This window comes from Anaerosporobacter sp. (genome assembly GCF_031551385.1).
Lineage (GTDB): Bacteria > Bacillota > Clostridia > Lachnospirales > Lachnospiraceae > Anaerosporobacter.
Genome location: NZ_JAVBNS010000097.1, coordinates 1 through 14,097, shown reverse-complemented (window position 1 = coordinate 14,097; position 14,097 = coordinate 1). Strand labels below are relative to the sequence as shown.

The window sequence follows — 14,097 nt, the reverse complement described above, 5'->3', positions numbered from 1 at the left end:
TTAAGTTATAAAAGAGGAGTATCTCCGACTAGATTAATCCTTACTGGTATTGGCGTAAATGTTGGTATTAACGCATTTATTTCGCTATATCAACTTAATATGTCGAAGGGGGATTACAATCAAGTGCTGACATGGACAAGTGGAAGTCTATGGGGAAGCAGTTGGAAATTCTTCTGGCTTGTGACACCATTAGTAATCGTATTCTTAATTCTAATTATACGAAAAGCGAAGATACTTGACGTTTTAGATTTGGGCGACGAGATTGCAATCGGGCTTGGCGTGAAGGTTGAGAAAGAACGAAGATTGTTATTCTTTTGTGCAGTTATCTTGTCTGCATTGGCAACATCTGTAGCAGGAAATATTGCGTTCTTAGGCTTGCTTGGGCCTCATATCGCAAAGCGACTTGTTGGACCAGTGCATCGCAGACAGATACCAATGGCAGCAGGGATCAGTTGTATTATTATAATAGTAGCGGATTCGATGTCAAGAAATGCATTCTCACCAATTGAGATACCAGCAGGAATTATGATTTCGATTATTGGTGTGCCGTATTTTATCTATTTGATGTTGAAAGAAGATTAGAGTAGCAGAAGTCTTGCTGGTGAAAATATTAGAAATGTAACTGTTTGGATAAGCTAGTAATGTAGTTAGTGCCTGAATGTTTGAATACCAAAATATTTAATGGAGAAAGATTATGAAAGCAATTGAAGTAAAAGACTTAGATGTTGCATATGAGAAGAAATATATAATAGAAAAGATGAATTTAGAAATCCCTATGGGAAAGATTACGATGATTATTGGTTCGAACGGTTGCGGAAAATCTACGTTGCTGAAAACAATTGCACGAATTCTTATTCCCCGTAAGGGCGAGATTAAGCTAAATGGTCTATCCATCAAGCAACAAGCTCCGAAAGAGGTTGCAAAGAAGATGGCAGTACTGCCACAAAGTCCAACTGTGCCATCAGGATTGTTAGTAAAAGAATTAGTTTCCTATGGTCGTTTCCCATATCAAAGTGCTCTAGGTGGATTAAAGCAAGAAGATATCGATATGGTAAACTGGGCGATGGAAGTTACAGGAATATCAGAATTTGCAAATCGTGCAGTAGATAGTCTGTCTGGAGGGCAAAGACAGCGTGCATGGATTGCTATGGCATTAGCGCAGGAGACAGAGATCCTTGTACTTGATGAACCAACAACGTATCTCGATATGGCGCACCAATTGGAGATTCTACTATTACTACAAAAACTGAATCGCGAGCAGAACCGCACGATTGTTATGGTGCTTCATGAATTAAACAATGCAACCAAGTTTGCAGATTACATCATAGGAATGAAGGAAGGGAATGTTGTATTCAAAGGGAAGCCACTTGATGTTATCACAAGTGAGAATCTAAATACTTTATATGGCATAGATGCGAAACTGCAAGTTGATGAGACGGGAAGGTATCCGATTTGTGTGGATTTTAATGTTTGATGATGCAAAGGAGAAAAGGGCATGGGTTTCATGCTTAATAAAATGCTTGGGAATAGATTGAAATTGATTTATCAAGCATTAGGGACAATTATATAGTAATTATAGCATTTGCACTGGAATTCCCAGTGCATTTTTTGCGTGGTGTCATTGAAAATTTATATAAGAATACGCATTATGATGCAACAAAGAAACAATATCGTGATATATTGAAAATGTGGAGGGCAAAGGATTTGTGTATGGTGTTTGTGAATGCAGGTTGCAGTAGTACGAAAAAGTGAATGAAAATCTGAATAGCATAGAAACAGAACAAGGGGGAAGTAAATATGGTGAGGTATAAAGATTCGATGGTTATTCAAGTAACGAGTTTAGAGTAAGTGAAATGTAGTAATGCCAATTGAATTCAGGGAGGATTATTATGAAAACAAAAAGGATAAAATTATTAGTAACATTAAGTGCAGTATTAATAATACTAGCATCTTGCGGGAAAACATCTAATAAAGATATTTCTGTCGGACAAGAGATGAATAATACGTCAGAAGCAGAACCAGAATCAGAACTAGAAGCAGAACAAGAAGCAGAGAAAGAAGTAGAATTAGAAAGCAATGAGACAGAGGAAATTCCAAGCTTGATATACCTTCGAGATGGAAATACAGAAGCACTGGTTGGGTTTAAACTAGGTGATGCATTTGACTATAATATCTTTGAAATAGCTGGCTGGTCTGGAGATGGAGACTTCTTTTACCATTTAAAAGAATGGGGAAATCATAGTGTGCACTTTTACTTTAGTGGTAAGGGCAACCGTTTCAGCGGACTGACAGCTTCTTGTGGGGATGACTTCTTTGGTATAAAAACATCAGAAGATGATTTTGAAGAGATTGTTGATATTTTAGGTGAACCAGATGAGTACGAAGAAAATGTTAACTGGGATGGAGATGGAAATGCAACATACTATTTCGAAAAAGCGACGCTATCGGTTCGTGTACATAGTGACGGCATCATAAGTTATATTGATTACAGGGCAAATGATGATCTGTTTGAAGAAATAGTTCAAACGGAGATAGATACGGAATATGATAAGGACTTGAAAGCGAGTCACAGCTATGATGAAACTATTTATGCATGGGAATATTCCGAATTGAACGATACCGCGCATTATGACCCATATGAAGAAAAGTGGGACGAAACTTGTGAAGAAAATAAAAAAACAGAATTTATTAGAAACTATCTTCAGTACATAAAAATAGAAAAAACTGAGCCAGATGGAATTAGTTATGATGAAAAAGGAAATCCTCTAGTAGAATATTATTTGATGGAGGACAATCGAATTTGTTTTATTATTCATATGTGGGGAAATTACCTAGTTGATTTTGAAGCAGATAAAAGAGCTTATACAGACGGTTTATATTGCGTAATACTTCAAATCAATAAGGAGCACAAGGCAGGAAATATAATTTATGACATTAGTACCAATAATAATACGACATGTGAGAAATTATATGATGCCCAAGGAAAACAAATGGCAAATGTTACTTATGAGTATAGTCGTAATGTGCCAATTCCATTTGTAATCGATTCATGGAATATTGATGCTGGTTATGATTTATTAAATACATTGTGTCGCAATCATAAATTCAGTCTATATAAGAAGGATGCGCAGTTTGATGAAGCGGGGAATCTTATAGCCTATGAAGGAAGCGTTGCTAATAATGGTTGGAGAACATATCTTTCAAAACCTTCAAAATGTGTTTTTGGAGAAGAGGGCAGGTTAGTGGCATTGCAAGAGAGCATGTTAGCGGAGGACATTGAAAGAGGCTGGGGAAGTTGGGATGAAACGATTGACTACTCGGGTCAAATCGAATTCAACTATCAGAAGAATGGGAATATAGAAAAGGTGGAATATGTTTGTTCTTCGTGGACACACGGAACGACGGATCCCACCGGAAGGATATATTATGATGATAAGGGGAGAATGATAAGCAATGATTATTATGTAACGCATGGTGGTCATGTTAACATTTTTCTTTATGAAGGGGAAGAAGAAAGACCTTGGGCATGCTTCTATTGGTGTAGTTATGGAAATGGGTTCGAAGATATATATCTTTTTGAGTAGAAAGGATGTTTAAATATGCTTGGAAGTAGTGGGGGGAGTGAAAATGGAGAATTCACTAAGCTTGCAAAAAGAAGTTAAAATTGATGGAATAATTACTCTGTTACAAAGGCAAAAATCCCAATAGATATAGGAAAAGCTAGTGATTTAGAAAATACGACAAGACATGAAAGTGACTATTTATCTTAAATAGAAGAGCTTTTGTGTCTTTTTTGGTATATGAAAATTGCAGACAGCAATAATTGTTTTTAATATTAATACATATGAAAGTTGCCATTGGAGCTCTGCGGTTTGATAAGGGGATAACCTAGAAATAGGTTACCATACTTTATTGCTGTCTAAAACTCCAAAAAGAATTAAAAACTAGTATTATTTGACTATATGTTACAAAAGAGTGATGTGGTAAAATATAGTAATTGAAAACTGTTAATAGTCATATAGGTATCAAAGTATTAAAAGAAGAAAAAGAAGAAAAAAATTACAGGAAAATATACGAAGGAGAGATAATGTGAGTTTAGATGTAAAGAATGAAGAAATTGTAATTGATGGAGCTGTGTTGAAATGTACAATGGGGACGAAGACTACAACGTTACATGTTACAGAGAGTCATGGAGTGAAGGTGCAGGGAAAAAATCAAGCTGTAATTACAGACCACGATGTACCTACTAACATTGATACATTCGGATATTGTAATAAGAGCAAAACGGAATGTAAGCCCAATTTACATAATGACTGGTTAGGTGGTAAACGAGACTACCTAGTAGGGAAGCAACGAGCTTTAACAGCAAGCAGTTGTCTTCCATGCATTAACTGTGGAATAATTAGCATCATTGATAATGGACAGAGAGAGGAAATACAGAGAAAGGAAACAAAAATTGATAATGAGCGTATTTCTACATTGAAAAGAATGCTTAAGTATGGCAGCAGAGGTAAAGAGGTTATGCAATTGCAGGAAAACCTAATAACGCTTAAGTGTGGAATGCTTGTAGTAGATGGTAAATATGGAGCGAAAACAAAGCAAGCCGTTAATGTGTTTCAAAAGAAGTACGGACTACATGTAAGTGGTATCGCAGATCTTGAGACAAGGGCAAAGATTATGGAATTATTGTTGAAGGAATCAGAGGTAGAGGCACATGCAATTGAAGATTATTTAGAGGAGGGGCAGAGGAAGAAAGCGGAAGCGAAGAAGAAAGCAGAGGAAGAGAAAAAGAAATATTTTATAATACATAAGGCTGGAGCCTCTGTAAGAAGCAGACCTACAGAGAAAGCAACAAAGCTAGCATCATTTGCACCAAAAGAAAGAATCATGGTTGTCATAGATAGCAAGACAAATAACATAATAACTAAAAAAGATGAAGAAAAAGATGATTCTGAAAAGAAAGATAGATTATGGTTAAAAGTAGAGTATATGGATAGTAATAAAAAGAAGCAAACTGGTTGGATACTATATAAAAATGCCATGCCAGATAAGATGGTGGAAACGATTTTTCCGGAAAAAGTGACTATGACATATAAGATTGGTGAAAAAGTTAAAAAGAAAGAGGTATCTATAGTGGATAAATGGGGGGCTCCAGGGCAGGGGAATTATGATACAGTATTAAATATAGATGCTGAAGGCAGATATGTAGTGGCAGTAGGACCTAAAATCCTTAATCCAAACTATATAGATGATGGGAAGATTCAAGATGATGACTTTATTTTGATTAATAAAAAGATAGATGTTGTTCTTGAAGATATAAATACAAAAAAACAAAAAATTCTTAAGTGTATAGTAGGTGATTGGAAGGCGCATTCTTATAATGACTATAATTGGTATGAAAAAAATACGCATAAGCGTAAAGACAATAAGGATAAAATTAAGAAGGCTTTTGTGAATGTAGAAAATGGAATATTACAGACCGGAATAGCATATCCCAATTCTTGGAATGCAGATGGAAGTCTGGTTTGCTCTTTAGATCATTGTAATGGTAACGTGATAGAATTTTGTGGGCAGACAGTTGATATAGATACTAAGCAATATAAATTAGTAAAAGTGATTTCATATCCAGGTGGTAGTAAATAGAAACTGAAAAGATACACGAAATATATTTTCAATAAAGAGAAGGAGAGTGATATAAAATGAAAAGAAAAAAGATGTTCTTAATACCATTACTAATACTATTACTGCTAATAGTTTTTCTGACAGCCATAAATATAAATAACGGAGAAAAGAAAGACTTCTTAAATGAAATAAAACCTTTCCGTGCTGCTAAAACCGCAATAAGAATATATGATCGTTGTTCTGATTTTCCATATGAGAATATGGAGTATATAAACGATGAGGCGTATGAGTTTCTCAAAAAAGAATATGCAAAAATTGATTTTTGTGCAGAATTTGAGAAAGGAAACTTAGAAGTCTATGATTATTATAGAGAGAAGTTTAATAGATTGCTTAATAATGAAGTGACATTTACAGTGGAAAATCCAGCGACGGGGAAGGAAGAAGAGGTTTATTTGAATGAGTTTGGACATTTTTGTTTATATGAAGAAGAGGATGAACGTGATGTATTTAATTTAAGCCAATATGAGTATTATTTTTTTGATATAGATGGGGATAGTACACCAGAATTATGTGTGAGAAATAGAGGAGACTTTATTTATATATTTAAATATTGCATTGATACAGACAAGTATCTGCTATGGTATGAGATACAAAATTCCTACATAGACCTAAATGGTACTAGAAAGATGATATGGGAAGGCGATGGACTATTGCAATGCGTTTATGAATTAGATGAAAACGGAGAAGATATATGCACTCTATCTTTTTATTGGGCTGGAAGATACAAAGGAAAAATTGATCAATATGAAGAAATATATATGCTCGGACTACCGAACTATTACAATGAAGAAGAGCAAATAGAACTGCCAGAATATATAGAAAAACAAGGGTATTATGCAAGATGGAGTGGAACATATTTTTTTAGAGTGTACGAAGACCAATACTTGGCGGTTAAAAAAGAATTTGATGCGGCAAGGGATTTGTCGAGGTACAGATTGAAGGAAGTGACATATACCTATGAAGAATTGTTTGGAGAATTTAATTGATAGAATATGGAAAGGAAAGGAAAGGAAAGGTCTCATGAAAGTGAAAAAGTGTGTGAAAGTTGCAGTGGGAATTATTGCGGTAAGTGTAATCAGTATCTTAGTGGTCTGTAATTTTTATCATAAAGCGAAATTAAGCGAAGAGAGGAAAAAGAACTTTGTACGTTGTTCGTTACAGGAAAGAAGAATTGCCAAGGGAAATGGAATTACAATTACAACGCTAGATGGTGGATATGTGTTTGAAGATTCATTAGAAGAAACATATATAAATGGAAAGCCGTATTGGAGCTATCTAGGTTTAAAAGGCGGTGGAAGTCTGGATGCAGTTTTTCGATATGAAGATAGATTAATCTATATAGCACCATATATTCGAATGGAAGACGAAATTATGTATCAAGTAGCAATCATACAGGATATAGAAACAGGAGAATACAACATTGTAAAGTTAGTAGATGAGAAGAATTGGTGTAGAAGTACGGGGAAAATAGTTTGGATTATAGGGGATGAGCTATACTATGATTTTTATTATGTTCCAGAAGGAAAGGATTTTTGGAGATATAGTATTCATGCAATGGATTTGAAGACCTATAAAAAGAAAAGTGTTTGTAATTATGATGAACTAGGAGTACTTTGTGAAGAAGCCGAACATTATGGAGCAGGCGAAGAGCCTGAGCCCTATAGTGGAGGTAGAATCGATTACTTTGTTGTACGTGAAGATGGTGCGATTGCATTTGAAGAAGTTTGTAATCGAAGAGGTTTTAACATTTATGTATGTCGAGATGGTGTGATTAAGCAAAGAGTGGATTCGGAAGATGTTTATTTGCAAGACTATGATATGAAAGGATTATATTACATAAGAAAAGAGAATACTGCTGACTTGAGTGAAGATGATGAAGGTTGGGATGATAGGCAGAATGAACTTGTTCTACAAACAGATAAAGGGAAAGAAACGGTTCTGTTGAGAGAAGAAGATATCGTACTGAAAGATGAGAGATTGAGGGATTTTGTATACTTGAAGGAAGTTAAAGTAAGTGATGAGTATTTTCTGCTGATAGAATCGGATATTGTGCAAAAATATGATTTTAATGGTCAACTGTTAAAGGAAGCAAAAATTAAGTATTGGGAGGGTGAAGATAAGGTGAGTTCGCGACAAGAGGTATACTATGAAGGTAGCATAGGGGAAGTAAATATGGTGTGGTATAAAGATTCGATGTGTATTCAAGTAACGAGTTTGGAGTAGATGAAATGATGAAGATGAATGCATCGTGGGGGAGTTACTTTTATAAAAAATTAGTCGAGATTTAGTTGCAGAATTGCCAGAGATCAAGTCATTTTCTCCAAGAAACTTACAGTATATGAATCAATTTTATAGATTGTATTCAAATATCGAGATTACGCCTCAACTTGATGCGTAAATATTAAAAAATCAATTTATGCCCCAAGTTGGGGCGCAAAAGGAGAGTGAAGATAAGGTGAGTTCGCGACATGAGGCATACTATGTAAAAAATGTTCATAAATATTCTTGACATCAATTGTTAATCTGAGTAAAATAATCTAGGTTGAAGATATTAATAAACGTATTCTAATATCGTTAACCCCAAATCAAGACAGGTTATATAGACAAAACAGAGTATAAAGAAAAGAATTTTATACAAAACTTCATATAGAAAACATAGAGTGAAACAATTGGTTCACGAAGGGGTACACCACCGCGGGTGTATTTCTTTGTGAACCTTTTTTGTGTATAACGATAGATGTTTTTATAAGTATAAGCAGTTTTTATTGAAATGTATCGTACAACATTCTATGAATTCTATAAATAAATGATACTTAGGGAATGCTCCCTAAAAGGTATTGCAAACGTTACTATATGTTTATACAGCCTATGAACAATTATAAAATATAAATAATGATAAACAACAAAAAAACAACAAAACAATAAGAAAACTACAAGGAGGTATCTATGATTCGCTTAAATGGAAAAGAAGTAACATTAAACAATCCAACTACTCTACAACAATTAATAGAAGAACAAGGCTATGTACTGACACAAATTGCAGTAGAGAAAAACGGTGAGATTATACCAAAGAGTATCTACGGACAAGAGATGGTGCAAGATGGCGATGAAATCGAAGTTGTTACATTTGTTGGAGGTGGCTGATGAATCATTATCCAACAAGAGAAGAAGTATATGAGGAATTATGCAAACGGCATACAAGAAAGGTGCAGGAACGATTATGGAATGCGAAAGTTGCAGTTGCGGGTTTGGGTGGACTTGGTTCGACGATAGCGATAGCACTAGCCAGAGTGTGGGTAGGAAAACTGCATCTGATTGATTTTGACCAAGTGGATTTGAGTAATCTAAACCGTCAGCAATATCGAATGAGTGACCTTGGGATGTATAAAACAGAAGCATTAAAGGAACAGCTTTTGTCGATTAATCCATATCTGGATATACGAATGGATACGGTGAAAGTAACAGAAGAGAATGTGAAACAATTGTTTGAGGAAGATGAAATTATCTGTGAGGCATTCGATAGACCAGAGGCAAAGGCAATGCTAGTGAATGCTTTCTTTGAACATTACCCGAATAAGCGGTTAGTTGCGGGTTCAGGTATGGCAGGCTATGAAAGTAGTAATACAATACAGACTAGGAAAGTTGCAAAGAATTTTTATCTATGTGGAGATGGAACGACGGGGATAGAAGTAAGCAATGGGTTAATGGCACCAAGGATTGGAATCTGCGCATCGCATGAGGCGAATATGATTGTGCGGTTGATTCTTGGGGAAGATGAAGTGTGATTTGGCGGTTGTTATTCCATGGGTATATGGGTATGTCAGAAAATTCATAGCCCAGTACAAGCGTTTTCAGACCGACACTAGTTTTTATTTGACTTTCACTTATAGAAAATCCGCATACAATTACTTCCTAAATAGTTGATGGGAAATATATGCACAAACACAAACAAGAAAGGCTGGACAAAACAATGAATCAAACATATACACATGCAACAAACAACGATACCTTCACACTTGGAGGACATGAATTTCAATCAAGATTTATTCTAGGCTCAGGAAAGTATTCTTTAGATTTAATCAAAGCAGCAGTAGAGGAAGCTGGTGCACAAATCATTACATTGGCTCTTCGCAGAGCGAACCAAGGTGGAATGGAGAATATCTTAGATTACATACCAAAGGGAGTAACATTACTACCGAATACATCAGGAGCAAGAACGGCAGACGAAGCAGTTCGCATTGCACGTTTGGCAAGAGAAGTTGGGTGTGGGGATTTTGTAAAGATTGAAGTAATACGAGATACCAAATATCTATTACCCGACAATCAAGAAACAATCAAAGCAACAGAGATTCTTGCGAAAGAGGGCTTTGTCGTTATGCCATATATGTATCCAGATTTGAATGTGGCAAGGGACTTGGCGAATGCGGGAGCTGCTTGTATTATGCCACTTGGTGCACCAATCGGAACGAATAAAGGAATCTGTACGAAAGATTTTATACAGATATTAATTGATGAGATAGACTTGCCGATTATTGTGGATGCGGGAATCGGAAAACCATCACATGCTTGTGAGGCTATGGAAATGGGAGCAGCGGCGGTTATGGCAAACACAGCAATTGCAACCGCAGGAGATGTGCCAGCCATGGCATCTGCTTTCAAGATGGCAATTGAATCTGGACGAAAAGCATATCTTGCAGGTCTTGGCAGAGTCATCGACAAGGGCGCAAGTGCATCATCCCCATTAACAGGCTTTTTACATGAATAAACAAAAGGAGGACCCCCTATGGATCACATGACATACCTTCCAGACATGGAAGTATTAAATTCAGATATCGAATCCAAAGTAATCGAGAGAATGAATGCCTATGACTATGATAGGTATACAGAACAAGATGTAAGAATGGCACTTGCACATGAGAAATGTACGGTAGAAGATTTTGAAGCATTTTTGTCCCCAGCGGCATTGCCATTCCTAGAAGAGATGGCGCAGAAAGCGAAGCTTGAGACAAGAAAACATTTCGGAAATTCAGTATATATGTTTACGCCAATCTATATAGCAAACTATTGTGAGAATTACTGTATCTACTGTGGCTTTAACTGCCATAACAACATAAAACGGGCGAAGTTGAATGAAGAGCAGATTGAAACAGAGATGAAGGAGATTGCGAAATCGGGTCTTCAAGAGGTTTTGATTTTGACTGGCGAGAGCAAGAAGATGTCAGATGTGCATTATATAGGAGAAGCTTGCAAGATTGCGAAGAAGTATTTTAATGTAGTGGGGCTTGAAGTGTATCCGATGAATACGGATGAATATGCTTATCTACATGAATGTGGTGCAGATTACGTTACTGTATTTCAGGAAACGTATAATTCGGATAAATATGAGACGCTTCATCTTGCCGGACACAAAAGAGTCTTTCCGTATCGATTGAATGCACAGGAGAGAGCAATTCGTGGCGGAATGCGAGGTGTGGGATTTGCTGCACTACTTGGGCTGGCTGATTTTAGAAAAGATGCATTGGCAACTGGCTACCATGCTTACCTTCTTCAACGAAAATATCCTCATGCAGAAATCGCATTTTCGTGTCCAAGACTTCGTCCAATTATTAATAACGATAAGATAAATCCAATGGATGTGAAGGAAGCGCAGTTGTTGCAGGTAATGACAGCCTATCGTTTGTTTATGCCATTTGCGAATATAACGATATCAACAAGGGAGAGTGCAGGGGTAAGAGATCATGTAATTGCGATTGCAGCTACGAAGATTTCAGCAGGCGTTTCTGTTGGTATCGGAGAGCATCAAGAGGATGAAGCGGCAAGAGGAGATGAGCAGTTTGAAATCTCTGATGGAAGGAATGTGGAAGAAGTGTACGAGGCAATAAAAAGACAGGGGATGCAACCGGTAATGAGTGATTATATCTATGTATAAAATATTTGCAATAACAAATAGGAAGTTATGCAAAGGTGATTTTCTAGAACAGATTGAAAAGATTGCAAGAAGTGAAATAGACAGTATTGTACTGAGGGAAAAGGATTTAACGGAAGAAGAATATGAGGAATTGGCGGTGCGAGTAATAGAAATCTGCAACTCATATAAGAAGAGATGCATCTTACATACTTATGTGGATGTAGCAAAAAAACTAAAACATGATAGTATTCATCTACCTCTTGCAATTGCGAAAGAAAGGCAAGAAGATTGCAAGCAATTTAAGATGCTTGGAATTTCTACGCATTCGGTGGAGGAAGCGATGGAAGCGCAGAATATAGGAGCAACTTATATTACCGCAGGGCATATCTATGCGACAGATTGTAAGAAGAGACTTTCACCAAGAGGAACCCAGTACTTAAAGCAAGTTTGTGAGACAGTGACAGTCACAGTGTATGGAATTGGTGGCATTACAATGGAGAATGCAGTGGAGGTAATTGCACAGGGAGCGGAGGGCATCTGCATGATGTCAAGCTTTATGAACGGGGAGATATGTTTGAGGATGAACGGAGAGATTTGATGGAAGATAACATAACAATGGTTACTGCTCATGCAAAAAATGTTTATAGCAACGGAATTCGGTTCGTTAAAAATGCGTCATTCGTGGTGGGTTGAAATTTTTCGATGATGAAGACACCTAATAAATAAATGCACTAAAATCAAGGGTTTGGAAGTTGTAAAGTTTATGGTACGACAGAAGTACGACAAATCAACCCGCGCTAATCGGAGATTATGCGCGGTTATGGGAATCATGAAATCAATTCAGTGGTGATATTTAATCGGTTGTATTCAGAAAATTCTCTGATGTCTATATAGTCCGTTTGAAGTGGATATTCGGACAATTTGATGTCGGCTGAAAGTGCTTCTATAAGGGTTTCTTTTAAAACGGAACTAATGAATAAGTCAGACTTACTGTTCTGTAATACATAATATAACCAAGCTTTTTCTGCAATAGTAGATATAGTGCAGCAACGACGGCAACGATTAATAACGATGTTGGGCATTCAAAAAATAAAGTTGCCCGTATACTTTTTGATGAAAATCGTTTATAATTTATAAGAGAAGCATCTGATTTAGAGTCAAAAAATTAGAGCCAGATAAACTTCCAGCTCTAAATCTGATGATTTCCTTATAGATTACTCAAACTTCGCACTTGGCTGTGTTTCCCGAACGAAGCAAGGGCTTGGATTCGGAACAAAATTTTAAAAAGAAGTTGAACTTTTGTGTGTCAATCGGATAACATTACTTTGCTATATTATTTCAAGTAGTGTAGCAAAATTAAATGTATAAAAACAATCAAGGAGGACTAATAAAATGCAAAAAACAAGAAAACCAAAAAGAATAATCAGCTTTTTACTAGTGATGGTAATGGTGCTTACATTGTTGCCGATGACAGCCATAGGGGTAGAGGCAGAGGAAACTGTTACTGATGAAATCACTTTTGCAGCCGAATTTGCAAAACTAAGCAGTGGAGATGTGACTATAACCCTTGGTAATGACATAACTTTGGCTGGCAATTACAGAATAAATGAAGTTGACAAAACACTCACCATCAACGGTGGCTATAAAATCACATGCACAAATACAAGCAATCCGTTTACTGTTGAGAAAGGTACGTTGGTGCTGGAGAATATTACTATCGACGGCGATTGCGGCGAAGGCGGCAGTCTTAGTGATACCGGTCGAATGGGTTCGCTCATTTATGTCGTAGGCGGTGATTTAATCATGAACGATGGCACAACAATTACTAATAATAAAAACAGCGAAGGATCCGGCGGAGGTGTTCGTGTAACTAGTGGTGCATTCACAATGAACGGCGGCGAAATTTCTAATAATATTTCAATAACCGGACAAGGCGGCGAAGGCGGAGGTGTTCATGTAGGCTTGGCAACCTTCACCATGACGAACGGTAAAATTTCTGGGAACTCTTCACTTGGTACCACCCCTGAATATGCTTCCCTCTATGGCGGAGGCGTACATAACAACAGAGGCACATTAAATATAACCGGTGGTGAAATTTCTGGAAACACTGCAAATTACGGTGGTGGTGTATATAACAATGGTGCTTTTACTCTGGGCGGAACTACGGTGATTGCAGGCAATACTAAAGTGGATAAATCTTTAAACAATGTGTATCTAAGCACCAACAAAGTTATCACACTATCAACCGATACAGCACCCGCACCTGGTATGAACGTGGGTGTTTCACTCTACGTTAAAGCTGCTATGCCATACAGCTTTGTCACATCTGACGGTAATGATACAAATGTGGAATACTTCCACTCTGACGTGTTTGCACGCAAGGTGGTGCACAGTACAGGCGAATTGCAAGTGGTAAATGCCCCAGTCAGCACGGAGGAGTTTGAGTTTGAGGTAACAGTTGCAGATAACGGTAGCTTTGCCATACCTGTGAGTGGACAGTTGGGGGA

The 14,097-nt window shown here is 36.9% G+C and carries 11 protein-coding genes and 1 pseudogene; all 12 read left to right on the top strand.

Annotated features, from left to right (window positions below):
* Window positions 1-582 (top strand): FecCD family ABC transporter permease (locus RMR19_RS09125; RefSeq protein ID WP_310603183.1); only part of this gene is annotated, 582 nt, incomplete at its 5' end.
* Window positions 583-694: 112 nt separating this feature from the next.
* Window positions 695-1,474, top strand: a complete 780-nt coding sequence (locus RMR19_RS09120; protein WP_310603182.1) for an ABC transporter ATP-binding protein — start codon at window positions 695-697, stop codon at window positions 1,472-1,474.
* A 415-nt stretch (window positions 1,475-1,889) separates the two neighbouring features.
* A complete protein-coding gene (locus tag RMR19_RS09115) occupies window positions 1,890-3,584 on the top strand; it encodes a hypothetical protein (protein WP_310603181.1) in 1,695 nt (564 codons plus the stop codon).
* Window positions 3,585-4,089: 505 nt separating this feature from the next.
* Window positions 4,090-5,643, top strand: coding sequence for a PAAR-like protein (locus tag RMR19_RS09110; RefSeq protein WP_310603180.1), 1,554 nt, complete (start codon window positions 4,090-4,092; stop codon window positions 5,641-5,643).
* Between the two features lie 56 nt (window positions 5,644-5,699).
* A complete protein-coding gene (locus tag RMR19_RS09105) occupies window positions 5,700-6,668 on the top strand; it encodes a hypothetical protein (protein WP_310603179.1) in 969 nt (322 codons plus the stop codon).
* Window positions 6,669-6,702: 34 nt separating this feature from the next.
* On the top strand, window positions 6,703-7,905 hold the full coding sequence (locus RMR19_RS09100) for a hypothetical protein (protein WP_310603178.1): 1,203 nt from the start codon (window positions 6,703-6,705) through the stop codon (window positions 7,903-7,905).
* 723 nt (window positions 7,906-8,628) lie between these two features.
* Window positions 8,629-8,826 carry a sulfur carrier protein ThiS gene (gene thiS / locus RMR19_RS09090; protein WP_310603176.1) on the top strand — a complete coding sequence of 66 codons (198 nt, stop codon included), beginning with the start codon at window positions 8,629-8,631 and terminating at the stop codon, window positions 8,824-8,826.
* Window positions 8,826-9,467, top strand: a complete 642-nt coding sequence (gene thiF, locus RMR19_RS09085) for a sulfur carrier protein ThiS adenylyltransferase ThiF (protein WP_310603175.1) — start codon at window positions 8,826-8,828, stop codon at window positions 9,465-9,467. The genes thiS and thiF overlap by 1 nt, the downstream gene beginning before the upstream one ends.
* Window positions 9,468-9,652: 185 nt before the next feature.
* Window positions 9,653-10,447 carry a thiazole synthase gene (locus RMR19_RS09080; RefSeq protein ID WP_310603174.1) on the top strand — a complete coding sequence of 265 codons (795 nt, stop codon included), beginning with the start codon at window positions 9,653-9,655 and terminating at the stop codon, window positions 10,445-10,447.
* A gap of 18 nt (window positions 10,448-10,465) precedes the next feature.
* A complete protein-coding gene (thiH, locus tag RMR19_RS09075; RefSeq protein WP_310603173.1) occupies window positions 10,466-11,611 on the top strand; it encodes a 2-iminoacetate synthase ThiH in 1,146 nt (381 codons plus the stop codon).
* The gene (locus tag RMR19_RS09070) at window positions 11,604-12,188 is read left to right on the top strand and encodes a thiamine phosphate synthase (protein ID WP_310603172.1); all 585 of its coding nucleotides are present in this window, start codon (window positions 11,604-11,606) and stop codon (window positions 12,186-12,188) included. Before thiH ends, RMR19_RS09070 begins: the two co-directional genes overlap by 8 nt.
* A gap of 794 nt (window positions 12,189-12,982) precedes the next feature.
* Window positions 12,983-14,097: pseudogene (locus RMR19_RS09065) on the top strand (hypothetical protein); the annotation flags it as partial.